This is a genomic window from Salinivibrio sp. ES.052, assembly GCF_900141775.1.
Lineage (GTDB): Bacteria > Pseudomonadota > Gammaproteobacteria > Enterobacterales > Vibrionaceae > Salinivibrio.
The window spans coordinates 98,545-122,244 of the sequence record NZ_FSRI01000002.1 but is presented as its reverse complement, the minus strand read 5'-3'; the positions used below and the strand labels follow the sequence as shown (position 1 = coordinate 122,244).

20 protein-coding genes are annotated in these 23,700 nt (G+C 51.8%); 7 read left to right on the top strand and 13 right to left on the bottom strand.

The genetic code is table 11. The features are described 5' to 3' along the window. Positions 1-5 precede the first annotated feature (5 nt). The gene (locus tag BUQ98_RS10090; RefSeq protein ID WP_074213732.1) at positions 6-626 is read right to left on the bottom strand and encodes a helix-turn-helix transcriptional regulator; all 621 of its coding nucleotides are present in this window, start codon (positions 624-626) and stop codon (positions 6-8) included. Positions 627-747: 121 nt separating this feature from the next. Then, the gene (gene glpX / locus BUQ98_RS10085; protein ID WP_074213731.1) at positions 748-1,755 is read right to left on the bottom strand and encodes a class II fructose-bisphosphatase; all 1,008 of its coding nucleotides are present in this window, start codon (positions 1,753-1,755) and stop codon (positions 748-750) included. 288 nt (positions 1,756-2,043) lie between these two features. Here glpX and zapB point away from each other — a divergent pair, with 288 nt between their 5' ends. Then, complete coding sequence (gene zapB, locus BUQ98_RS10080) at positions 2,044-2,286, top strand: cell division protein ZapB (protein WP_074213730.1); 243 nt, start codon at positions 2,044-2,046, stop codon at positions 2,284-2,286. A gap of 55 nt (positions 2,287-2,341) precedes the next feature. Here zapB and rraA read toward each other — a convergent pair whose 3' ends face one another. The 7 genes from rraA to priA form a co-directional block, all read right to left on the bottom strand. Beyond that, on the bottom strand, positions 2,342-2,854 hold the full coding sequence (rraA, locus tag BUQ98_RS10075) for a ribonuclease E activity regulator RraA (protein ID WP_074213729.1): 513 nt from the start codon (positions 2,852-2,854) through the stop codon (positions 2,342-2,344). Between the two features lie 119 nt (positions 2,855-2,973). Continuing rightward, positions 2,974-3,879: a 1,4-dihydroxy-2-naphthoate polyprenyltransferase gene (locus BUQ98_RS10070; RefSeq protein WP_074213728.1), complete on the bottom strand. Its 906-nt coding sequence runs from the start codon at positions 3,877-3,879 to the stop codon at positions 2,974-2,976. Between the two features lie 160 nt (positions 3,880-4,039). Then, the gene (gene hslU / locus BUQ98_RS10065; protein WP_074213727.1) at positions 4,040-5,371 is read right to left on the bottom strand and encodes an HslU--HslV peptidase ATPase subunit; all 1,332 of its coding nucleotides are present in this window, start codon (positions 5,369-5,371) and stop codon (positions 4,040-4,042) included. 2 nt (positions 5,372-5,373) lie between these two features. Then, positions 5,374-5,910, bottom strand: a complete 537-nt coding sequence (gene hslV, locus BUQ98_RS10060) for an ATP-dependent protease subunit HslV (RefSeq protein ID WP_074213726.1) — start codon at positions 5,908-5,910, stop codon at positions 5,374-5,376. A gap of 156 nt (positions 5,911-6,066) precedes the next feature. Further along, positions 6,067-6,624, bottom strand: a complete 558-nt coding sequence (locus BUQ98_RS10055) for an SPOR domain-containing protein (RefSeq protein WP_074213725.1) — start codon at positions 6,622-6,624, stop codon at positions 6,067-6,069. A 71-nt stretch (positions 6,625-6,695) separates the two neighbouring features. Next, entirely contained in the window at positions 6,696-7,724 is a 1,029-nt protein-coding gene (gene cytR / locus BUQ98_RS10050) for a DNA-binding transcriptional regulator CytR (protein ID WP_256359497.1), read from the bottom strand. 151 nt (positions 7,725-7,875) lie between these two features. After that, on the bottom strand, positions 7,876-10,077 hold the full coding sequence (priA, locus tag BUQ98_RS10045) for a primosomal protein N' (protein WP_074213723.1): 2,202 nt from the start codon (positions 10,075-10,077) through the stop codon (positions 7,876-7,878). Between the two features lie 218 nt (positions 10,078-10,295). Here priA and rpmE point away from each other — a divergent pair, with 218 nt between their 5' ends. Further along, the gene (gene rpmE, locus BUQ98_RS10040; RefSeq protein ID WP_074213722.1) at positions 10,296-10,511 is read left to right on the top strand and encodes a 50S ribosomal protein L31; all 216 of its coding nucleotides are present in this window, start codon (positions 10,296-10,298) and stop codon (positions 10,509-10,511) included. A gap of 255 nt (positions 10,512-10,766) precedes the next feature. Then, a complete protein-coding gene (locus BUQ98_RS10035) occupies positions 10,767-12,011 on the top strand; it encodes a malic enzyme-like NAD(P)-binding protein (protein WP_074213721.1) in 1,245 nt (414 codons plus the stop codon). Between the two features lie 64 nt (positions 12,012-12,075). On the opposite strand, the gene metJ is transcribed toward BUQ98_RS10035, so the two are convergent. Continuing rightward, the gene (gene metJ, locus BUQ98_RS10030) at positions 12,076-12,393 is read right to left on the bottom strand and encodes a met regulon transcriptional regulator MetJ (RefSeq protein ID WP_025673335.1); all 318 of its coding nucleotides are present in this window, start codon (positions 12,391-12,393) and stop codon (positions 12,076-12,078) included. A 175-nt stretch (positions 12,394-12,568) separates the two neighbouring features. Between metJ and metB the strand changes: the two genes are divergently transcribed. The 3 genes from metB to metF all read left to right on the top strand — a co-directional run bounded on the left by metB (position 12,569) and on the right by metF (position 17,391). Next, positions 12,569-13,744 carry a cystathionine gamma-synthase gene (gene metB, locus BUQ98_RS10025; RefSeq protein ID WP_074213720.1) on the top strand — a complete coding sequence of 392 codons (1,176 nt, stop codon included), beginning with the start codon at positions 12,569-12,571 and terminating at the stop codon, positions 13,742-13,744. A 61-nt stretch (positions 13,745-13,805) separates the two neighbouring features. Beyond that, the gene (locus tag BUQ98_RS10020) at positions 13,806-16,247 is read left to right on the top strand and encodes a bifunctional aspartate kinase/homoserine dehydrogenase II (protein ID WP_074213719.1); all 2,442 of its coding nucleotides are present in this window, start codon (positions 13,806-13,808) and stop codon (positions 16,245-16,247) included. Positions 16,248-16,491: 244 nt separating this feature from the next. Next, on the top strand, positions 16,492-17,391 hold the full coding sequence (metF, locus tag BUQ98_RS10015) for a methylenetetrahydrofolate reductase (RefSeq protein ID WP_074213718.1): 900 nt from the start codon (positions 16,492-16,494) through the stop codon (positions 17,389-17,391). A 59-nt stretch (positions 17,392-17,450) separates the two neighbouring features. Here the strand turns inward: metF and BUQ98_RS10010 are convergent, their stop codons facing one another. The 3 genes from BUQ98_RS10010 to ppc form a co-directional block, all read right to left on the bottom strand. Next, complete coding sequence (locus BUQ98_RS10010) at positions 17,451-17,999, bottom strand: PadR family transcriptional regulator (protein ID WP_074213717.1); 549 nt, start codon at positions 17,997-17,999, stop codon at positions 17,451-17,453. 66 nt (positions 18,000-18,065) lie between these two features. After that, positions 18,066-19,343, bottom strand: coding sequence for an O-acetylhomoserine aminocarboxypropyltransferase/cysteine synthase family protein (locus BUQ98_RS10005; RefSeq protein ID WP_074213716.1), 1,278 nt, complete (start codon positions 19,341-19,343; stop codon positions 18,066-18,068). Between the two features lie 183 nt (positions 19,344-19,526). Continuing rightward, complete coding sequence (gene ppc, locus BUQ98_RS10000) at positions 19,527-22,160, bottom strand: phosphoenolpyruvate carboxylase (RefSeq protein ID WP_074213715.1); 2,634 nt, start codon at positions 22,158-22,160, stop codon at positions 19,527-19,529. Between the two features lie 529 nt (positions 22,161-22,689). On the opposite strand from ppc, the gene argC reads away from it, so the two are divergent. Then, positions 22,690-23,700, top strand: coding sequence for an N-acetyl-gamma-glutamyl-phosphate reductase (gene argC, locus BUQ98_RS09995; protein WP_074213714.1), 1,011 nt, complete (start codon positions 22,690-22,692; stop codon positions 23,698-23,700).

Here is a 23,700-nt window from a genome sequence, read left to right as displayed (position 1 = left end):
CCTCCTCACGTTTTTTCTCCAATGCGGTATGTGCAGCGATGTTGTCCGGACACAATGTGCTCTTCGCGTTCAATCCGATAGTGATCGCCCAGTAGATGTTGGAATAACTGGATTTCAGAACGGCATAGCGCCGGACAGGTTTTCGCTGCGTGACAGATAGGGCAGTGATGCTCAATCAAAATATAGTCGGCGCCGTCCCGGTGGAGCTCGGCCATATATCCCTCGCTCTCTCTAAGATACGTCAAGGTTTGCAATTTAGCCTCTAAATTATCGCAATCTTTGAGCGCCGCTTGATATTGGGCAAAGGTTGCGGCTTCACGTTGCGCGATGACTTTGGCAACACCGTGATCGCCAAACACTTCCTGTACTGAATCGATGAGAGTCACGGATAAGTCATTGTGGCTGTCAGCAAACCGACGGTGTCCGTTGGCGGTCAGTGACCAGTGGCGTGTTGGGCGTCCGATTTTGGCGCGGTGATCTTCAAAATCCACCAAGTCGTCCCGCTCAAGGCTTTGTAAATGCTGACGCACGCCCATGGTGGTCATTCCTAGCTGGTCAGCCAAGGCTTTTGCACTTACGCTTCCTTCACGTTTAATGGTGTCCAAAATGCGGTCTGTGGATTTCATAGTCCGGATCCCGATTACCCCCAATCGCCTATCTACTAATAAATAAAGTAAAGCATTTATAAAAGGGTAATCGAAATCCGTCGAGTTGACTAGTCAGCGACTGCATTCATCGTGACGAATCTTATACGATGTGTGGTTTGATCGCGTCATCTTTACGGCTTAAATAATGGGTGGAGCGAATGCGGCGAATGGTGCGACACTGGCCACGGACGACCAGGGTTTCTGTTGTGGCCAAGTCTCCGTTTCGACTGATGCCATCAAGTAAGTCACCTTTTGTTATTCCGGTAGCGGCAAAGACAACATGATCACTGCTCGCCATCTGCGAGAGTGCCAATACTTGATGGGGTTGGATACCCATTTTCTCGCAACGTGCGATCTCTTGTTCGCCGTGTAGGCGGTTATCTGGTGTATCACCTTTAACCTCATGGCGAGGTAGCAAGCGTCCTTGCATGTCGCCCCCCAATGCACGGATCACGGCCGCTGATACCACACCTTCTGGTGCGCCCCCGATCCCAACCATAACGTCCACTTCACTTTCTGGCATACAGGTTAAAATGGAGGCGGCGACATCGCCGTCAGGGAACGCAAACACCCGGATCCCTTGTGCCTGCATATTGGCAATCATCTCGTCATGGCGTGGTTTAGCGAGGGTGGCGACGACTAAGGTATCGAGTGTTTTACCGAGCGCGGTGGCGACATGTTCGAGATTCTCAAGCAAAGGTTTATTGAGATCAATCACGCCTTTAGCGCCAGGGCCAACCACCAGTTTTTCCATATACATATCCGGCGCTTTCAAAAAACTGCCTTTTTCACCGGCGGCGAGGACGGCTAAGGCATTCGCTTGGCCCATTGCTGTCATGCGTGTCCCTTCAATCGGATCCACGGCAATATCGACAGCTTCACCACCAAGGCCGACTTTTTCACCAATATAGAGCATGGGGGCATCATCGATTTCCCCTTCTCCAATGACGACTTCACCCTCGATGTCGGTGAGGTTAAGCAGCGTACGCATTACCTCAACGGCTGCGCCATCAGCCGCATTTTTATCGCCTCGGCCCAGCCATTTATAGCCAGCTAAAGCAGCGCCTTCGGTGACGCGAGAGAAAGCCAAGGCAAGATCACGTTTCATCAGTACTCCGGAAATATCAGCCACTCGGGCGGAAGCCGCCCAATTTTCGCGCAAGTCTACCAGAAATAGAAAACGTTTGCGTTGTGCTGTAATGGATGGTTTTGGGATGTGTAGAGCAATAGACCGCTAAGACGCTGCATTTTTGCGCACTTGTACGTTAACAGGTGGTTAGAACAGTGGCAGTCTGGCACCACCTGAGTACAATAAAGTCGGGGTGCACATCCAGTTGCACGGGTTGCTGCCTTCTGGGTAGTAACGGGATCAATCGTCAGAAATAAGGTGGCCTTGATGTCATTGGAAGTATTAGAACAACTCGAAGCTAAAGTACAAATGGCGGTGGATACCATTTCGCTGCTACAAATGGAAATTGAAGAGCTCAAAGAAAAGAATGGGTCGCTGGAGCAAGAGACAGTGGCTGAAAAAGAACGCCGTGAGCAGCTAGAGCAAGAAAATGCCAAGCTCCGTGAAGAGCAAGAGGCATGGCAAGATCGCATTCGTAACTTGCTGGGTAAGATTGAGAACGTCGAATAAACCAAAAACAGAGCCAAATGGCTCTGTTTTTCATTGGTTAGGTATCGATGAGGACTTAGTCCTCGTCGTCCTCTTCTTCTACGTCGGTCATGCTGAGAGGATCGGGCGATAAAATAACGCCTGTGGTATCGGCATAGACATGGTCGTCAGGCAAGAAAGTGACCCCACCAAAGTTCACAGGTACGTCTGTTTCCCCTGTGCCTTGCTCGTCGGCACCCACAGGGATAGACGCTAGGGCTTGGATACCAATATCTATCTCATCAATGGTATCGACATCACGGACACAACCATAAACAATGATGCCAGCCCAGTCGTTGTCAGCGGCAAGCTGCGCAATCTCGCCGTCAATCAGAGCACGACGTAGCGACCCGCCGCCATCAACGAGCATAATCCGCTGTTCGCCGTCTTGTTCGGCCATCTCGCGAATCAAACCGGTATCTTCAAAGCATTTTAGCGTGGTTATTTGGCCACCAAACGAACTGCGGCCCCCATAAGAGCTAAACATTGGCTCCACGACATCCACTTGATCGAGGTACATGTCGCATAGTTCCGAGGTATTGTATTCCATAGTCTAACTTCTTGTTGAGGCAGAAAAAGGCTGGCTAGCTTACGCTGCCAACATGGCTAGTCCAAGTATAACGGGGCAATAAGGGTTTGCAATGCAAAAGCGGACAATCTGTGGCCTGATTACACTAATAGCATACCGGTCATAAACAGTCCGTTAGTGACTAAAGCGCAGCGAACCATGTTGCCCATCATTGGGCGCAGCGCGGTGGCACTGGCTGCTTGATACACCTCGCGTCCATGGCGAACCAGTAAGGGCACACTGGCGAGAAATAACCAGCCAAGCCAAGCTTGCAAGGTGAGGGCAGCAAATAATGCGTAGCAGATAATCGCCCCTGCGAGCAAAATAACATGGTACTGTCGTCCACGGTGGGGCCCTAAGCGGACCACCAACGTATGTTTACCACTGGCGCGGTCGTTATCAATGTCGCGCAAATTATTGATGTTGAGCACACCTACGGCGAGTAGGCCACAGGCCGTCGCGGGTAAGATCACCAGCGAATCGATATGCCCGACTTGCAGGTAGAAGGTGCCCGCCACGCCAAGCCAACCAAAAAACATCAGGACCGATAAATCTCCCAGCCCTCGATATCCATAGGGTTTATTGCCGACGGTGTAGGTGATGGCGGCGACAATCGACATCAGCCCGAGCAGCAAAAAGCTAATAATATCGGTGGGTTGTTGGCAGGCAATCGCAATGAGCGCACTACCACTCAAAAGCGTTAACCCTGTATTGAAGACTAAAGCGCGACGCATGGTTGTCAGGCTAACCTTGCCCGATTGGATGGCGCGCATCGGGCCTAAACGGGTGGTATTGTCGGTCCCTTTTATCGCATCACCGTAGTCGTTCGCGAGATTGGAGAGGATCTGTAAGCACAAAGCGGTGATCAGTGCCATGATGCTAATTGACCAAGACAGGCTGCCTTGGGAGGCGGCAACGGCGCTGCCAGATAAAATCGATGTCACCGCCAGTGGCAGGGTTTTGGGTCGCGCAGCATCAAGCCAAATAGCGAGGGTGGAGTGCAGCATAGCGATCCTCAAGACAAAAAAATAATGTCGCTATTATTACGCAAGCAGGACAAGGAGTAACGGATTCCCGGTCGAAATCCGACGTCCTATTGCGTCAGCTCAAATTTTGATGCAAAAAAGGGCAGCGTTTGCTGCCCTTAATCTGGTTTGTGACGCAGCTTTACAAAATAAAGCGGCTTAAGTCTTCGTCGTCAACCAACTCTTCGAGATGGCTACGTACGTACTCAGCATTGACTGTCACGCTTTGGCCGGCACGATCGCAGGCGTCGTATGAAACTTCTTCCATCAAGCGTTCCATCAAGGTATGCAGACGGCGGGCACCGATGTTTTCGGTTTTCTCGTTGACGCGCCATGCCGCAGAGGCTAGCTCATCAATACCGCTTTCTTCAAACGTCAGATCAATGTCTTCGGTTTTTAGCAGCGCGGAATATTGCTGGGTGAGAGAGGCATTTGGCTCGGTCAAGATCCGCTTGAAGTCATTGGTTGAGAGTGCTTCAAGTTCAACGCGGATCGGCAAGCGACCTTGCAGCTCAGGGATCAGGTCGGATGGACGTGATACCTGGAAGGCCCCCGAGGCGATAAACAGGATATGATCGGTTTTGATCATGCCGTGTTTGGTTGACACTGTGCTACCTTCGACCAGAGGCAAGAGATCGCGTTGCACCCCTTCGCGCGACACATCGCCACCGCTGGTGTTGCCGGATTTACAAATCTTATCGATTTCATCCACGAACACGATACCGTTGTTTTCCACCATGTGGATGGCTTGCTCTTTGATTTCTTCTTGGTTGACCAGCTTGGCGGCTTCTTCCTCGGTCAGCGCTTTCATGGCGTCTTTGATTTTCATCTTACGCTTTTTGGTGCTGTTGCCACCGAGGTTTTGGAACATGCTTTGAAGCTGGTTAGTCATTTCTTCCATGCCTGGTGGTGACATGATTTCCACGCCCATTTGTGGGGCGGCGACATCGACTTCCACTTCTTTATCGTCAAGCTTGCCTTCGCGTAATTTCTTACGGAAGTTTTGGCGTGTTGAGGAGTCGTCTTGACTCTCTTCGTTTTGGCCCCAGGCATCGCGAGCGGGCGGCAATAAGATATCGAGGATCCGATCTTCCGCTTGCTCTTCTGCGTGGAATTTGACCTTTTCCATCGCCTGTTGTTGGGTCAGGTTCATCGCCACATCCGCAAGATCACGAATGATGGTTTCGACTTCTTTACCCACATAGCCCACTTCGGTGAACTTGGTCGCTTCGACTTTGATGAAAGGCGCATTGGCAAGTCGCGCCAGACGGCGGGCAATCTCAGTTTTACCCACACCGGTTGGACCAATCATCAAGATGTTTTTAGGGGTAACTTCCGCACGCAGGTCTTCGGGGAGCTGCATTCGGCGCCAGCGGTTTCGCAGTGCGATCGCCACCGCACGTTTGGCATTGTCTTGACCAATAATATGACGGTCAAGTTCGTGCACGATTTCGCGTGGAGTCATTTCAGACATCACTAATCCTGTTTATTACTGTCGAGTTCTTCAACGGTGTGCTGTTGGTTGGTAAACACACATATATCACCAGCGATGGTGAGCGCTTTCTCTGCGATCTCGCGGGCATCTAACGCTGTGTTCTCTAGCATGGCAACGGCGGCGGCTTGCGCGAAGTTGCCACCGGAGCCAATGGCGATTAGATCGTTCTCTGGCTCAACCACATCCCCGTTACCGGTAATGATCAATGACGCGGTTTCATCAGCGACGGCCAACAAGGCTTCAAGGCGACGAAGCGCACGATCGGTTCGCCATTCTTTGGCGAGCTCTACCGCCGCTTTGGTTAAGTGCCCTTGGTGGAGCTCAAGTTTGCGCTCAAAGCGCTCAAACAAGGTAAAGGCATCAGCCGTACCGCCGGCAAAACCAGCTAATACTTGGCCGTTATACAAGCGACGCACTTTTCGGGCATTACCTTTCATGACAGTATTGCCAAGCGAGACTTGGCCATCGCCAGCAATAACCACTTTACCTTCGCGACGGACGGAGACAATTGTAGTCACGGAAACCTCTTTATTTGTGTCTGGTGCACCAGATGGGTGATTACTCTAAAAGGTTGGGCTTTTACGCTGGTTTTTCAAGGGGAGGGGCGTGATTTCAAGGCGAGGATGAGCCAAGAGCTGTGCTCTTGGCCTCGTTATCGATATGTTTACTAACCGTTATTCCCAATACCAGATAGCACAAGGTTCAATGCCCGCACGACGTAGCATGTTGCGATCACGCTCAGCTTGTCGCTTACGTGGATAAGGGCCTAATACCACACGGTGCCAAGTGCCTTTTTCCCCTTGACTGACCTTTATTTGGCTTTCTAGGCCTTGAAACGCGATCGTTGCTTTGCGCTCGTTTGCCTGTCCTTGGCTCCGGTAGGCGCCACATTGCATCAAATAAGGACGGGTCGACTGCGGCAGCGCTTTGGCTTTGACCTCCACTTTCTTACTTTCCAGCTCTTCGATATAGCTCCACTTTTCTTCAGGCTTTTTCGGTAGACTCTCGCCTTGGTTTTGCCTCGCTGGTTTGGCTTTCGTGGTGGGCGTTGGTTCAGGCGTGGGTGCCTCTGTTTTGCTTAGCAAATAGAGGCCATAACCGAAAGCCCCCACCAGTACGACTGCAAGTAGCGCCCATTTTAATGGGAGCCCAGTGCGGCCCTTCGTGGGTTGGCGACGGGTATTTTTTTTACGTGGTGCTTTGCCACGTTTAACGTAATCACGAGTTGCCACAGCAAATAATCAAATCAAGAAGCCAGTAAAGTGGTCATGTTACTGGCTTCGGCCCGTGCTGACCAGTCTTACTAGCGAGACGGTGGAGCGACGCTCTCACGGATCACTAATTTGGCATCTAATAGCCGCGATCCGGCATTCACTTCTCGTCCTTGTAAGGTGTTGAGTAGCATCAACATGGCTTGGCGGCCAATGTCGTAGCGAGGTTGGGAAACGGTGGTCAGTGGTGGATCGCAATATTCTGCGAATTGAATATCATCAAAGCCAACGATAGAGATATCTTGCGGAACGCGCATCCCCAAGCGTTTGGCTTGTTGCATGGCACCGACCGCCATCACATCGCAATGACAGAACACGGCTGTAGGGGGTTCGGGGAGTGATAATAAGCTGGTCATCGCTCTCGCCCCAGATGCAAAACTAAAATCACCGACCACGCTATAGGCGGGATTGATGGTGATGCCAGCACGGTGTAATGCTTGTTGGTAGCCTTGTGAGCGGAATTGCGTCAGCGCCGTCTCTGGCAGCCCAGTGATGTTGGCAATGCGAGTATGGCCGACTTGTGTCAGGTAATTGACTGCCTCAAACGCCGCAGTGAGGTTGTCGATATGAACGGTCGGTAACTCGAGATCAGGTGCGTATTCACAGGCCATCACCAGTGGTGGCAAGTTCTTTTGTTCCGGCTTGCTGACATCAAAAGGCACATCAGACCCTAGCAATAGCATGCCGTCAGCTTGTTTGGTAAAGACCAAATTCACAAACGAATTTTCGCGGTGATGTTGCTGTGCGCTGTCACCTAATAAGACAAGGTAACCGTGTTCCATTGCGGCTTCTTCAATGCCGCGAATGATTTCACTAAAATAGGGGTCGCAAATATCTGGTACGATAGCGACGATCGTTTTTGACTCATTACGGCGCAAATTGCGTGCGAGTGAGTTGGGGGAGTAGCCGGCTTCTACCACAGCATGCTCGACCTTTTTACGGGTCGTGGCTGAGACCTTTTCTGGGTTCATCAGCGCGCGCGATACGGTTGCTGTGGATACACCGGCAATGTGGGCAACGTCCTTCATTGTCGCCATAATGACAGTCCTCTTGTTATCTATATTGTTAGATCAAACAGTTATTAGCTCATCTGACCTGTTTTCTTAGCCAATCGCGGCCTTATTCTACCTAGCCTTGCCCCATTTAAATACGGACAAGCTAACACTTATTGCAATGAAAGTGTGACTAGTGTCGCTTTACTGCAAGGGAATGTTAAGAAAGGTCTTGCGGTTCGACATCTAGCGACCAACGAACCTTACGTGACAGTGGTAACTGATGGATCGCGGGAAGGGCGACGGCTAGCCACTGTTGCATGACTTTTCTACTTGGTGCCTGGATCAACAGTTGCCAGCGATAGCGGCCTGCCCGTTTGGCCATTGCTGCAGGCATAGGGCCCATAATATGGCTCTCATCCTGTTGGATCGGAGAGGCGGCGAGCGTTTGGCGAATTTGTTGTAGAAATTGTTGCACACTGTCTTCTTCGTGACCTTCGGCACGGAATAAACTCAGGAACGTATAAGGTGGAAGCCAAGCTTGGCGACGTTCAGTGAGGGCTGATTCTGCAAAGGCTTGATAGCCCTGATGAACCAGCGATTGGATCAGACTATGCTCGGGATGGTGAGTTTGTAATAGCACCGTCCCTGGTTTGCTGGCGCGTCCAGCTCGACCGGCGACTTGCACCATCAGTTGGGCTAAACGTTCTGGGGCACGGAAGTCATTGCTGAATAGCGCGCCGTCAACATCGACTAAAGCGACGAGGGTGACGTTGGGAAAGTGGTGGCCTTTGGCGAGCATCTGAGTGCCGAGTAATATTTGATACTCACCCTTTTCAATGTCGGCCAAGTAGCTTTCTAAGCTGCCTTTACGACGGGTATTGTCGCGGTCAATGCGTACGGTGCTGTACTCTGGAAACAGTGTCCCCAATTGGCTTTCGAGTTGCTCGGTGCCGACCCCTACACTGATAAGCTGGGTTGAGCCACAGTCACCACATTGATGGGGAATACGTTTTTGGTGACCGCAGTGGTGACAGCGCAACTCCTGATGCTGCTGGTGGAGCGTGTAGTAAGCGTCACAACGCTGACAATTAGCCAGCCAACCACATTCATGACACATCATGGCAGGGGCATAACCGCGGCGATTTAAAAACAACATCACTTGATTGCCTTGTTGCAGGTGCTGACGCATTTCGGCAATCAGTGGGGCAGACAAGCCGGCTTCGAGGTGATGACCTTTTATATCGAGTATGCCTTGCCGAGCGGTGACCGCGTTACCAGGACGTTGAGTGAGTTTAAGGTACTGGTATTTGCCGGTCTTTGCATTGTGTAAGCTTTCCAGCGACGGCGTTGCCGAGCCCAAAATCACCGGAACCTGTTCTTCATGACCCCGCATGACCGCCAGATCACGCGCATGATAGCGGAAGCTATCTTGCTGTTTATAAGACGGATCATGTTCTTCATCGATAATGATCATGCCTAGATGAGCTATCGGGGTGAAAAGGGCAGAGCGTGTCCCTATCACGATCGCAGCTTGGTTTTCTCGAGCATCAAGCCATGCTTTGAGTCGGTCGGTGTCATTGAGCCCAGAATGCATTACGGCCACTGGGACATGAAAGCGGCGTTCAAAGCGGCGAATGGTTTGCGGCGTAAGGCCGATTTCTGGTACCAGAATTAACGCTTGTTGGCCTCGCGCGAGCACCGGTTCTAGTACATTGAGATATACCTCGGTTTTACCTGAGCCGGTGATCCCTTCTAATAATGAGCAGGCAAAACCATCGCTGGCATTGATGGTGGCAACGGCCATCGCTTGCTCGTGATTTAAGGTCGGTTTTTCTTCGGTCACGGCAAAGTCGCGCACCCAGCCGTTCGCCTGCACTGGAGGCGAGTAGGGCGCGATCCAGCCTTTCTCTGCCACGGTTTTTAGCACCGGCGCGCCAATGTCTTGTTCGATTAAATCGGCATGAGTGGTAGGGCCGTGAGTGAGCAGTTGCAATACCCGGGCTTGTTTGGGCGCACGGCTCAGGCCTGATAGGGGTTGGTTTTGTCCTGCTTCGGTGATTTGCCACCATTTTTGTTGCTGCAATGTCGCTGGGCGCCCTTTACGAAGTAGGGTAGGCATTACCGCTCCCATCGCATCGCCAAGAGGATGGTGGTAAAAGCGACTGGCCCACTGGAGTAGGTTATACACGCCAGGGCTCCAGACCGGTTGAGTATCCAGGACGGTATCAATTGCTTTGAGCTGGTTGGCCTCGACACTGGCGGTTGAGGACAGGCCCATGACAATGCCAACTTTGTGCTGGCGACCAAAAGGGACTTTTACGCGTCCACCGATAACGGGACGTTGCTCGTCAGCAATTCGGTAATCAAAGGTTTTCGCCAATGGGACCGGTAAGGCCACCTGAGCAAATGATTCCATCACAACATCTTATTGACCAGTAAGGAATGCCAGTGTAACGGTTCGCCTTGGGTTGGCAAAGCGTTGTTACAGGGTGAGGGGCTCTTTTGATTGCACAAAAAAGTTGCGAAATCGAGGTCGCTTGATTAGAATTGCGCGCCTTAGAAAATGTTTGTTAACGACGTGTGGTGCCCGGCTTAGGATCGGGAGAGCGACACGGCCTTTAAAATGAGGTTATCCCTATGAAAGCTGGTATCCATCCAGAGTACAAAGCCGTTAATGCTAAATGCTCATGCGGTAACGAATTCGCGTTCAGCACCACCCTAGGTAAAGATATCAACCTAGACGTGTGTGACAAGTGTCACCCATTCTACACTGGTAAGCAGCGTATCCTTGATACCGGTGGCCGTGTTGACCGCTTTAAGAAACGTTTCGGTGCCCTTAGCAGCAAAAAATAAGCCGCTATTGACCGAATACAGAGAAGGGACGCATTCGCGTCCCTTTTTTTGATCGTACCGTTCTGGTGTTCGGGTAACAGGTCCGAGCATCGTCGCGAATAGGGGGTTAAGACTGGTGGACGTTTGCTCCCTGCGTTACCATCTTTTCTCTTATACAAACCTTCCCTGTGTGGTTTGTAGAGTGTTTGGCTAATATCGGTGACACTTCCCTGTCGATATTGGTTATCCCTTCACGATAATAACTAGGAATACGACATGTCGGACGATAAACGCCAGCAAGCGCTGGATTATCATGCATACCCTACTCCCGGAAAAATTTCTGTTGAATTGAGCAAGCCTGCCGATTCAGCGGCGGATCTGGCCTTGGCGTACAGCCCAGGTGTTGCCGAGCCAGTGCGCGAGATAGCCCAAGATGCGGATGCCGTCTACCGGTACACGGGTAAAGGTAACATGGTCGCGGTGATCTCAAACGGCACCGCGATTTTGGGACTAGGCAATTTAGGCCCTATGGCTTCTAAGCCCGTCATGGAAGGTAAAGCATTATTGTTCAAACGTTTCGCAGGTTTGGACTCGATTGACATTGAAGTGAAACACCGCACCATCGATGAGTTTGTCGATACCGTTGCCAATATTGCCGATACCTTTGGCGGAATCAACCTCGAAGATATCAAAGCCCCAGACTGTTTTGAAATTGAAAAGCAATTGATTGAGCGTTGCGAAGTGCCGGTGTTCCACGATGACCAACACGGTACTGCCATCGTCACCGCTGCTGGCATGCTTAACGCGCTCGAGCTACAAGGCAAAGATATTCGCGAGGCCACCGTCGTCTGTTTAGGCGCGGGTGCTGCTGCCGTGGCCTGTATGGAGTTATTGATCAAATGCGGTGCCCAACGTGAAAAAATCTACATGCTGGATCGTAAAGGTGTGATTCACACGCGTCGTGACGACATCAATAAGTATAAGCAGCTGTTTGCCAATAACACCGATAAACGCACCCTCGAAGAGGTGATTGAGGGCGCAGACATGTTTGTTGGTGTGTCTGGCCCTGATCTGTTGTCGCCTGATGCACTTAAGCTCATGGCAGACAAGCCCATCGTCTTTGCTTGCTCAAACCCAGATCCAGAAATCAATCCTGACATTGCGCATCAGGTGCGTGACGACTTGATCATAGGGACTGGACGTTCTGACTATCCGAACCAGGTCAACAACGTGCTGTGTTTCCCGTTTATTTTCCGTGGTGCATTGGATGTCCGTGCCAGTGAAATCAATGATGCCATGAAGCTGGCCGCCGTCGATGCGATACGTAGCCTGGCGAAAGAGCCTGTGCCACAAACGGTGTTGGAGGCGGCTGGCTTGTCTTCACTGAGCTTTGGGCCGGATTACATCATCCCTAAGCCAATGGATGCGCGCTTATTGCCCAAGGTAGCAAGAGCCGTGGCGTTGGCTGCAGTTGAAACTGGCGTGGCTCGTATCGAAATGCCAGAAAACTACATGTTATAAAGCCGAGTGAGTAGGCCGACTGATGCCGAAAACAATAAAAAAACCCGCCGATTGGCGGGTTTTTTTAGTATTCGCTATCGTCGAACTCAATACCAAGCTCTTCCATGATCCGACGCGCTTCGGCGGGAATGCTGTCGGGTTTATCCTTGCGGATATCGTCATCGGTTGGCAGAGGCTGACCGGTATAAGCATGCAAAAATGCCTCACATAACAGCTCACTGTTGGTCGCGTGACGCAGGTTATGAACCTGACGGCGAGTACGCTCGTCAGTCAGAATTTTTAGTACTTTTAATGGAATAGAGACGGTGATTTTCTTTACCTGCTCTTTCTTTTTACCATGTTCGGCATACGGATTAATGTAATCGCCGTTCCACTGCGCCATGTCTCACCTATCTTGATTATGGAATACCCAGAATGATGCTGCGGAGATTTTAGCTATATTAACCGCCACATGCAAAGGAGTATAGACGTCTAGAAGTGTTGACGTCCCAAAAAGTGCAAGGTAAGGTGGGATGATGACGGTGAGATCACCCACCTCAGAATAGCAAGGATGGAGCATGACACGTAAAAAAACCGATACCATTGCCGTGAGAACAGGCATTGGCACCGACACGCAACATCATGCGGTGGTGCCGCCTTTGTACTTGTCGACCAATTACCGCTTTCCCGCGTTTGGTGATGTGCCGACCTACGATTATGCACGGGGTGGGAACCCAACACGTGCACAATTAGAGCAGGCGTTGACCGATTTAGAAGGGGGCGCGGGGGCGGTGGTGACCAACTGCGGCATGTCGGCGATAAACTTGGTGCTGTCCCTGTTGAATGCTGGCGACAAGGTTGTGGCACCACATGACTGTTATGGCGGCACCTACCGATTGCTGGAATCACGTGCTAAACAAGGGATTTGGCAGGTGAGTTTTGTCGATCAATCGGATAATAATGCCTTGGATAGCGCCCTGGCTGAGCAGCCAAAGCTGGTGCTGGTGGAGACCCCATCGAACCCACTACTACGCGTGGTCGATATCGCGGAAATATGTCAAAAAGCCCATAAAGTGGGCGCCTGGGTCGTCGTGGATAACACGTTTTTATCGCCGGCATTGCAAAAGCCCTTTTCGCTTGGCGCCGATATGGTAGTGCATTCCACCACTAAGTTTATCAATGGTCATTCGGATATCGTGGGCGGTGCTGTGATTGCTGGCACCCAAGAACTTGCCGACACGTTAGCATGGTGGGGGAATTGTTTAGGGGCCACAGGCAATGCATTTGACAGTTATATGACATTAAGAGGCTTGCGCACATTGGGCGCGCGGGTTAAACAACACCAGCAAAATACTGAAGCAGTGCTTCGCTATCTACAAACGGTGCCGGCGGTACGGAAAATATACTATCCCGGTTTGACGTCTCACCCTGGCCATGCCATTGCGGCACGCCAGCAAGCGGGGTTTGGTAGCATGCTGAGTCTCGAGCTGGAGACTGACCAAGCAGGCTTGGCGCGATTTATTGAGGGCTTATCCTTATTTGCATTGGCTGAGTCTTTGGGAGGCGTTGAAAGTTTAGTGACGCACCCTGGCTCGATGACGCATCGTGCAATGAGTGATGCAGCACAGGCGGAAGCGGGTATTGTTCCAACCTTGCTACGTTTTTCTATCGGGCTGGAAGATGCTGAGGATCTCGTCACTGATTTGGCTCAGGCCTTTGCCCATTTAGCTGATGAAGTGCACCTGTCGTTTTAACAACCACTTAGCGTCGCACTTTGCTTTACTGATATTTATTGAGATCAAGAGAGACCTTGTCATGCACGTGCAACCGACGGAGACGTCCCCCGAGTCACAACGCCAATTGCATAAATTTGGTGGGAGCAGTTTAGCGAGCCCAGATTGCTATCGTCGCGTGGTCGATGTATTGATCGCGCATGCGAGCCCGCAAGACCTCATTGTGGTGTCTGCCGCGGGTAAAACCACCAATCAGCTGATCATGTGGCTGACGCAGTTAGGTAAAGATGGGCGTGTTGCGCACGAGACCTTGCAAGGTGTGCGTACGTTCCAGCAAGACCTGATTGAGAATTTGATAGATGGTGAGCAAAAGCAACAGCTGGTGGATGCGCTATATGCAGATATTGCCACCATCGCCTCGCTGGGGGATAACGGCGTGAGCGAGAGCAGCAAAGCCTACGTGCAAGGCTTTGGGGAGGTCTGGTCTGCGCGTTTGTTAGCCCAGCTACTGAATCAGTACCGACGTGCCGCGGTGATGTTAGATTCACGTCAGTGTTTACGCGCCGAGCGTGCGGCTCAGCCAGAAGTGGATCGCGGTGCCTCTTGGCCTTTGCTGCAAAGCCAGCTGTCACAACATGGCCATACCCACGTGGTGATCACCGGCTTTATGGCACAAAACCAAGCGGGAGAGACGGTGCTGTTAGGGCGCAATGGCTCTGATTATTCGGCGACCGTTCTGGGGGCGCTCGCAGGCGTGAGTCGTGTGACCATTTGGAGTGATGTTGCTGGGGTGTACAGCGCTGATCCACGGCATGTGGAGAACGCCTGCCTGTTGCCCTTAATTCGTCTTGATGAAGCGGGAGAGTTAGCCCGCCTTGCCGCGCCAGTCCTTCACAGCCGAACTTTACAACCAGTGGCACAAAGTGCAACAGACCTGACATTACGCTGTACTCAGGCCCCAGACAGTGGATCTACCCATATAGAGCGTGTGCTAGCCACCGGGCGTGGAGCCAAAATTATCACGTCCTTGGATGACGTCTGCTTGTTGCAGTTTGACGTTGCCAAAGGACAAGACTTTCAGGCGATTAAACAAGAACTCAGCCGGATATTGTCTCAACTTAAGGTGCAGCCACTGGCGACGGATTATCAAGATGATCAGTACCGTATTTTGCTTGCGTTTACTGCTGAGGTTGTCGCCTTAGTGATGGCTCAGATCCAAGATACCGGTTTATCCGCCGAATTGAAATTGCGGGAAGGCTTTACCATGGTGGCTGCGGTGGGGGCGGGTGTGGTCAATAACCCAGTGCATTGTCACGGTTTCTATCAACAGCTGAAGTCGCAGCCTGTCGAATTTATCAGTGAGTCTGCGTCTGGCTTGAGTATGGTGGCGATTTTGCGTGAAGTGCAAACGGAGGCGCTGGTGGCCAGCTTGCATGATGCCTTATTCCAAGCGCAACGTCGTATTGGCTTGGTGTTAGTGGGTAAAGGTAATATCGGTGCGCGCTGGCTCAGCCTGTTTGCCGAGCAAAAAGCGCAATTAGAAAAACGCCATGGCAAAGAAGTGTCGCTGATTTCGGTGGTGGATAGCCGCAACCAATGGTTGGACTTTGCGGGCATCGATCCAGTTCAGGTGCGGGATGATTTTGACGAGAACGGAGCCCCCTATTTTAACGATGAGTGGTTAACACGATTACTCAATCATCCATATGATGACGTCGTGATCCTTGATGTAACGGCCAGTGTCTCATTGGCGGAGCTGTACCCCCGTTTGGCGGAGCACGGTTTTCACCTTATTTCCGCGAATAAGGAAGCGGGTGCGGCGCCGGCAGAGCAATATTATGCGATTCAACACGCCTTCGCCAAAACGGGGCGTCACTGGCTATACAACGCGACCGTGGGAGCGGGCTTACCGGTGAATTATGCGGTTCAAGACTTGCGTGAAAGCGGTGACACTATCTTAGCCTTGTCCGGTATTTTCTCCGGGACTTTATCGTGGCTATTTTTACAATTTACCGGTGAGGTGCCTTTCAGTGCGTTACTCGAGCAAGCTTGGCAGCAAGGCTTAACCGAGCCTGATCCGCGTGATGACCTGTCTGGTGCCGATGTCGTGCGTAAACTGGTGATCTTGGCGCGAGAGGCAGGGATGCCTTTGGAGCCGGAGCAGGTAAAAGTAGAGTCATTGGTGCCTAAGGCGCTTCAGTCACTGTCTCTAGACGCCTTTCTTGATAACGCGTACCAGATGGATCAATGTTTACAAGAACGACTGGAAAAAGCTAAGCAAGATCGTGCTGTGTTGCGTTATGTGGCACGTTTAGATGCTAATGGTAGAGCCAATGTCAGCCTAGAAACGCTGCCGAGTGAGCACCCGCTTGCACACTTATTGCCTTGTGATAACGTTTTTGCCATAGAAAGCCAATGGTACCGTGAAAACCCCTTGGTGATCCGAGGTCCCGGTGCAGGCCGTGATGTCACGGCTGGAGCGATTCAATCCGACATTAACCGTTTGATTGGGCGGCTTCACTGAGAGACGACATTACGCCGTTTAAAGCTGCCTAACGTTGGTTAGGCAGCTTTTTTATGCCTAAAAGCAGGTATTTATGCCTGTTTTGCCTATCTTCATAACACCATGATTTTTTTTCATGGACGAAATCGTTGACATTTTAGCCGTATAACGACAACATTTAGACATATGGACGTCTAAACGTATAAATGAAAACACAGCAGACACAGGCATTATTAACCGCGTCGTTCGGTGTCAGGGAGAGGATATGAGCTACACGCATGCAGGCCACATTGATGCACTTAATCAAAACATTGCCGACTTAGACGGTGATATTAATGTCTCATTTGAGTTTTTTCCTCCCAGCACCCCAAGTATGGAAGAAACCCTTTGGAACTCAGTACATCGCTTAAAAGCGCTCAAACCTAAGTTTATGTCGGTGACTTATGGTGCCAATTCGGGTGAGCGCGATCGCACCCATGACATCGTGAAAAGTATTCATGATCAGACCGGTATCGCCGCGGCGCCGCATTTAACCTGTATTGATGCCAGCGAAGACGAACTTCGTCATATTGCCCGCGACTATTGGCAGAATGGCATTCGGGACATTGTAGCATTGCGCGGGGATTTGCCGTCACCGGAGAAAAAGCCGGATATGTATGCCTCGGACTTGGTGCGCCTGCTAAAAGAAGAGCATGACTTTGATATTTCCGTCGCTGCTTATCCTGAGGTGCATCCTGAAGCGAAAAGCGCGCAAGCGGATTTAATTAACCTCAAACGTAAAGTGGATGCCGGTGCCAGCCGGGCGATCACCCAGTTTTTCTTCGATGTTGAAAGCTATCTACGCTTTCGTGATCGCTGCGTCGCCGCCGGCATTGATGTTGAGATTGTGCCTGGGATTTTGCCCGTGTCTAACTTTAAGCAGGCGTCGCGTTTTGCCAAAATGACCCATGTGCGTGTACCACAGTGGATGCACAAGCAGTATCAAGGGTTGGAAGATGATCCTGTCACGCGCCAGATGGTGGGCGCGTCCATTGCGCTTGATATGGTGCGGGTGCTAAGCCGCGAAGGCGTGAAAGATTTTCACTTTTATACTCTCAACCGTGCTGAATTGACCTACGCACTGTGTCATACCTTAGGCGTTCGTCCGCTCGCGGTTGCCCCCTAAAAAAATACGCCCCGATGAGACGGGGCGCATTGGGTTACGTGTTGTGTTTGTTGTAACGCTTAGGCGCTGGCGGCCAGCAGGGTTAGCTCGTCGCGTACTTCCTCAGCCCATGCCATCCATGCACGACGTTGATGGATGCTGCGTCGCAGTGCGAGGCGCATTAAACGTTGTTGTGATGTGAGCCGGGCACCTTGGCTGTATTCACGCTGCTCAAGCAGGGTGTAATGATTAAGCAGCTGCTGAGACTCGACAATCAAGTTATTAACATGGTCGAGCATGGGCGCTGGGTCGAGCACATCACAGCTGAGTAACCTGGCGACATACTCGTCACGTGGTGGGGCTAACTTGGGGGCTTGAATAAACCACGCTTCAAGCACCTCAGTTCCAACAGGTGTGATGGCATAGACCTTTCTATCAGGCTTACCGACTTGCGGCTCAAGTCGGTAAGTGACAGCCCCTCGCTCGGCGAGTTTATTCAGTTCACGATATACCTGCTGATGGCTGGCTTTCCACACATTACTGATGCTGGTGGAAAACGCCTTGGTAATATCATAACCCGTGGCTTCGCAATTGCTCAGCACTGTCAGTATTACATGGGGGAGTGACATCTCTTATATCCACAGTTTTATTGTACAACGATTGTTTAGCATGGGGGACGATTAGCCTTCTTTGGGCTATTTCACCGCCGCCAATGCCTGTTCTAAGTCGGCAATGATGTCATCGAGATGCTCAATGCCGACACAAAGACGGATCATCTCTGGCGTCACCCCGGCTTTCGCTTGCTCTTGTTCGTTCAATTGGCGATGGGTGGTCGAGGCGGGATGACATGCCAATGACTTAGCATCCCCGATATTCACCAATCGTTTAAACAGATTCAGCGCATCATAAAACATCACCCCTTCATCAAAGCCGCCTTTTAAGCCGAATGACAGCAGTGACGCGGGCAGTCCACCGCGAATGAGGGATTGGGCGCGCGCATGATGCGAGTGATTTTCAAGACCGGCATAGTTCACCCACGCGACGGCAGGGTGACGGGCAAGATAGTTCGCCACCGCTTGGGCATTCTCACAATGACGCTCCATACGCAGGCTCAAGGTTTCTAATCCTTGCATCAACATAAACGCGTTCATCGGTGAGAGTGCCGCGCCGCTGTTACGCAGTGGCACCGTGCGAGCACGCGCAATAAACGCCGCCGGACCGAAGGTGTCACTGTAGACCACGCCGTGATAGGCCGGTTCGGGCTGCGAGAATTGCGGGAAGCGCGCTTGATGCGCCAGCCAATCAAAGGTGCCACCATCGACAATCATGCCGCCGAGGGTGGTGCCATGGCCGCCAATGTATTTGGTGAGTGAGTGCACCACGATATCGGCACCATGCTCAATGGGTTTGCACAAAACGGGTGTGGCCACGGTATTGTCGACCACCAAAGGCACCCCATGCGCGTGTGCGACGTTGGCAAAACCGGGTATATCCGCGATATTGCCAGCGGGGTTGCCAATCGACTCGCAATACACCGCTTTGGTGTTGTCATCAATCAGCGCTTCAATCGCACTGGCGTCGTCACTCGTAGCAAAACGGACCTCAATGCCTTGCTCGGGGAGCATGTGGGCAAACAAGGTGTAAGTACCGCCGTAAAGCTGTGGGGTCGCGACGATGTTATCACCGGCTTTGGCGAGGGTTTGAATCGCATAGGTGATGGCGGCCGCCCCGGCACTGACACACAGTCCCGCAATACCCCCCTCTAATGCCGCCACCCGTTGTTCCAACACGTCGTTGGTCGGGTTCATGATCCGTGAGTAGATATTGCCTGGCACATCGAGATTGAACAGATCAGCGCCGTGTTGGGCATTATCAAACTCGTAAGCGACGGTTTGATAGATAGGCGTTGCCACCGATTTGGTGGTGGGGTCGGTCTGGTAGCCGTGATGAATCGAGAGGGTTTCGTCTTTCATGGCAATTCCTTTGCGTTGTAGGGTCGCGTCAGTGCGACCTTCAATAGTAATAATATTATCAATGCAACAGCAAGCATTAGCTGCGGCTTTGCATAAAAAAGTCTGTGGTCAGGATTTCCTCAGCGTCGTTCATGTGCCAAGACAAAAAAGCCGCACCCAAGGGTACGGCTCGACTATCAAGGACTAACCGGTATTGCGCAGCCCCGCGGCAATCCCCGCGATGGAAATCATCAAGGCATCGTCGAGCGATTGATCCCCTTGTTCCGATTGCCGTGTACGGTGTAATAGCTCTGCTTGCAGCATGTTTAACGGCTCAACATAAATGTTACGCAAGCGGATGGCTTCGGCACCCCACGGGTTTTGCTCCATCAGGTTATCGCTGTTTTCTACCGCTAACACCACCTGAATATCTTGGCGCAACTGATCTCGCAAGGATTCACCCAACGGCCAGAGGCTTTCGTCGACCAAACGCTGATCATAGTACTTGGCAATGTCTAGGTTGGTTTTGGTAAACACCATTTCTAGCATGCCGAGGCGGGTTGAGAAAAACGGCCACTCACGACACATTTCTTCCAGCTGTGCTTTGTGGCCTTTTGAAATAGCGTGGTCAATCGCTTGTCCAGCCCCCAACCAAGCCGGCAGCAATAAGCGGTTTTGACTCCACGCGAAAATCCAAGGAATCGCGCGCAAGCTTTCGACACCGCCGTTCGGGTTACGCTTAGAAGGGCGCGATCCCAGCGGTAGTTTGCCTAATTCAAGCTCAGGGGTGGTGGAGCGGAAGTAAGGCACAAATTGCTCATGGCCACGCACCACATCACGGTAGGCCTGGCAAGAGATATCACTCAAGGTGTCCATCAGCTGTCGCCACTCCTGCTTAGGCTCAGGTGGTGGCAGCAAGTTCGCTTCTAAAATGGCGCTGGTATACAGGTTTAAGCTGTTGACTGCGACACCAGGCAGCCCCAATTTAAAGCGGATCATCTCCCCTTGCTCGGTCACGCGTAGGCCACCTTTCAAACTGCGAGGAGGTTGTGAGAGCAGGGCCGCATGTGCAGGGGCGCCGCCGCGGCCAACTGTCCCGCCGCGGCCATGGAAAAGGGTGAGATTAACCCCTTGTTCATCACACAAATTGACCAAGGCTTCCATGGCGCGGTATTGCGCCCAACCCGCGGCCATCACTCCAGCATCTTTGGCTGAGTCCGAGTAACCGATCATCACCATTTGAACGTTCTGGGTAAAGCCACGGTACCAATCAATGGCCAGTAGCTCACCAATCACTGCCTCGGCATTGTTCAGATCGTCCAAGGTTTCGAATAACGGGCACACGTCCATACGGAATGGACAGCCAGCTTCTTTTAGCAATAAATGCACGGCCAACACGTCGGAGGCGGTGCGAGCCATCGAAATCACATAGGCGCCCAAGGCTTCGCGCGGCTGTTCGGCGATCACCTTGCAGGTATCGATCACTTCTTGTACCTCAGGCGACGGTGACCAATCACGTGGCAGTAGCGGACGCTTAGAGGCCAGCTCGCGGGTTAAGAAGGCTTGCTTGTCTTGCTCGCTCCATTGGGCGTAGTCGCCCATCCCCAAATAACGGGTCACTTCTGAGAGCACATCGGCATGACGGGTACTTTCTTGGCGAATATCGAGCTTGATCAGATGCACGCCAAAGCATTGCACGCAGCGGAGCAAGTCAAGCAACTTGCCGTCGGCAATAATGCCCATGCCACATTGATGGAGAGACTGGTAACACGCCAGTAATGGTTGCCACAATTGCTGGGTGTCGGTCAGGATCCCTTGTGATGAGGCGCGTTCGCCTTTCAGTTTGGCGTCCAAATAGCTTAAGGTGTGAGTTAGCTGGCTGCGCATGGTTTTGAGGATGGCGCGATACGGCTCGTGCGCCTCGCCGGCCATTTCACGCACTGTGTCATCACACTGTGTCATTGACAGTTCACTGATCAAATCTTGCACATCACGCAAGTACAAATCTGCGGCTTTCCAGCGTGATAACAGCATGACTTCACGGGTAACCTCGCTGGTGACATACGGGTTACCGTCGCGATCGCCACCCATCCACGAGGAGATCTGTACCGGCTTGGCATCAATAGGCAAGTTGATGTCGAGGTGATTCTCAAGCTGCTGATCAAATTGACGTAAAAATGCGGGCACTGCTTGCCACAGTGAATTTTCAATCACCGCAAAGCCCCACTTGGCTTCATCAAGCGGGGTTGGTCGCTCTTGGCGGATCACATCGGTGTGCCACGCTTGGGCGATCAACTGCTCGAGACGTTTCTCGGTTTTGGCGCGCTCACCGGCACCCAAATGTTCACTGAGCTCTAATTTCGATAAGCATTTATTAATCTGCACCAAGTTATGAATGGTGGTACGGCGCGCGATTTCGGTCGGGTGGGCGGTCAGGACTAACTCAATTTTTAAATCGGCGATCGCTTTTTGCGCGTCATTGGCATTTATTTCACCTTGGCTGACACGGCGGAGTAAATCGTCAATAGCGTCCGGGCTGCACTCCAACGCGTCGCATTGACGCGAGACGGTGTGATATTGCTCGGCGATATTAGTCAGATTCAAAAATTGGCTAAAGGCGCGGGCGACCGGAAGCAGTTGGTCAGCCGGCAAGTTTTGCAGCACGGTTTTCAGCTTAGCATGATCGTCCTGATTGCCATCGGCAGCCGATTTTGAGAGCTGACGAATTTCCTCAACTTTTTCTAAGAGTGCTGGACCATGGGCATCTTGGATGGTGTTACCCAGCAGACGGCCAAGCATACTGACATTGCTTTTTAAGGCAGAGTACTTTTCGTTCATAGCGTATCCATTCTGTAACAAAGTTACATCCTACTGTGACTGTAAAGAACCAATCTAGCGAATATTGCGCGATCGGGTCAACTTTACCGCAAGTTAGCGCGAAAACTGGCCATCGGATTTGATGCTTATCATAGAGCCACCCCAAAAGATGAAAAAAAGTTTCAGCTTTCATGCTTGCCAACTTCCAGAGAGCGTCTCTGCGCCTGCGATATCGTGATGTCGCGGTTAATGACGACTATGTTATTTGCATGGTTAAATGGAATTTCTGCTCTAATATGAATGAATAGACACTAAAAGTGACTTTTTACGCTTTTAGGGCTTGACGGCTAAACGGGAATACGATAAAAAATAACCATTCACTATTTATGAATAAAAATATTTTTGAGAGTTGACCCATGATGCCACTCGCCACCAAACACAACGCCCTTTCTGCTCGACGACGCTAGCCTGCCTTGCGTGGCTATTGGCTACGCCCTCGATACTCTGCTGCCCCGCAGCACACCGTAAACACCCATAAAGAGAGACACCCATGACACGTAACACCATTATTGTCGGTGCCAGTGGCTACACAGGAGCCGAGCTTGTCGCCCTTGTCCATCGCCATCCGCAACTGCACTTGGCCGGTTTATATGTCTCGGCAGGCAGTGAAGACGCCAACCTCCCCGTGAGCGCGTTGCACGGCCAATTGCGTGGTGTAGTGGATATGCCACTGATGCCTTTGACCTCGCCACAGGATGTGGCCAAGCAAGCCGATGTGGTGTTTTTAGCCACTGCGCATGCGGTTAGTCATGACTTGGCGCCGACTTTTCTGGCTCAAGGTTGCGTGGTGTTTGATTTGTCGGGGGCGTATCGGGTCAATCAAGCTGATTTTTATCCTACCAATTACGGCTTTTCGCACCAGTCACCGGCATGGCTGGCGCAAGCCGTGTATGGCTTGGCGGAGTGGCAACAGGAAGCATTATCTGCAGCGCAGCTGGTCGCCGTGCCGGGATGTTACCCGACCGCCAGCCAATTAGCGCTCAAACCTGTGCTGGATGCAGGCTTGTTGGATAAACAAATGTGGCCGGTGATCAATGCCACCAGCGGCGTGACGGGCGCGGGGCGCAAAGCGAGCCTGACCAACAGTTTTTGCGAAGTGAGCTTGCATGCTTACGGGGTGTTTTCTCACCGTCATCAGCCAGAGATTGCTGCGCACCTTGATACACCAGTGATTTTTACCCCGCACCTTGGCAGTTACAAACGCGGTATTCTTGCCACCATTACCGCCAAATTAGCGCCAGGTGTTAGTGAGGCGGAGGTGGGGCAGGCACTGACCCAGACTTACCAAGATGCGCCGCTGGTACGGGTACTTCCTGCCGGTGAGGTGGCCAAGCTACAAGCGGTGCAATACACCGGCTTTTGCGACATAGGCTATCAGGCCGCGCATGGGCATCTGATCCTTACCAGTGCGATTGATAACTTACTGAAAGGCGCGGCCAGCCAAGCCGTGCAATGTTTAAACCTTAAGTTTGGCTTTGCCGAAACCACAGCGATTGTCTAG

Bases quoted from the DNA above. Each gene is read 5' to 3' on its own strand.
- BUQ98_RS10020 (WP_074213719.1), top strand. From the start codon at position 13,806: ATGCACGTGCAACCGACGGAGACGTCCCCCGAGTCACAACGCCAATTG.
- ppc (WP_074213715.1), bottom strand. From the start codon at position 22,160: ATGAACGAAAAGTACTCTGCCTTAAAAAGCAATGTCAGTATGCTTGGC.
- metB (WP_074213720.1), top strand. From the start codon at position 12,569: ATGACACGTAAAAAAACCGATACCATTGCCGTGAGAACAGGCATTGGC.
- rpmE (WP_074213722.1), top strand. From the start codon at position 10,296: ATGAAAGCTGGTATCCATCCAGAGTACAAAGCCGTTAATGCTAAATGC.
- argC (WP_074213714.1), top strand. From the start codon at position 22,690: ATGACACGTAACACCATTATTGTCGGTGCCAGTGGCTACACAGGAGCC.
- BUQ98_RS10010 (WP_074213717.1), bottom strand. From the start codon at position 17,999: ATGTCACTCCCCCATGTAATACTGACAGTGCTGAGCAATTGCGAAGCC.
- rraA (WP_074213729.1), bottom strand. From the start codon at position 2,854: ATGGAATACAATACCTCGGAACTATGCGACATGTACCTCGATCAAGTG.
- zapB (WP_074213730.1), top strand. From the start codon at position 2,044: ATGTCATTGGAAGTATTAGAACAACTCGAAGCTAAAGTACAAATGGCG.
- glpX (WP_074213731.1), bottom strand. From the start codon at position 1,755: ATGAAACGTGATCTTGCCTTGGCTTTCTCTCGCGTCACCGAAGGCGCT.
- BUQ98_RS10005 (WP_074213716.1), bottom strand. From the start codon at position 19,343: ATGAAAGACGAAACCCTCTCGATTCATCACGGCTACCAGACCGACCCC.
- hslU (WP_074213727.1), bottom strand. From the start codon at position 5,371: ATGTCTGAAATGACTCCACGCGAAATCGTGCACGAACTTGACCGTCAT.
- metF (WP_074213718.1), top strand. From the start codon at position 16,492: ATGAGCTACACGCATGCAGGCCACATTGATGCACTTAATCAAAACATT.
- BUQ98_RS10070 (WP_074213728.1), bottom strand. From the start codon at position 3,879: ATGCTGCACTCCACCCTCGCTATTTGGCTTGATGCTGCGCGACCCAAA.
- BUQ98_RS10035 (WP_074213721.1), top strand. From the start codon at position 10,767: ATGTCGGACGATAAACGCCAGCAAGCGCTGGATTATCATGCATACCCT.
- metJ (WP_025673335.1), bottom strand. From the start codon at position 12,393: ATGGCGCAGTGGAACGGCGATTACATTAATCCGTATGCCGAACATGGT.
- BUQ98_RS10090 (WP_074213732.1), bottom strand. From the start codon at position 626: ATGAAATCCACAGACCGCATTTTGGACACCATTAAACGTGAAGGAAGC.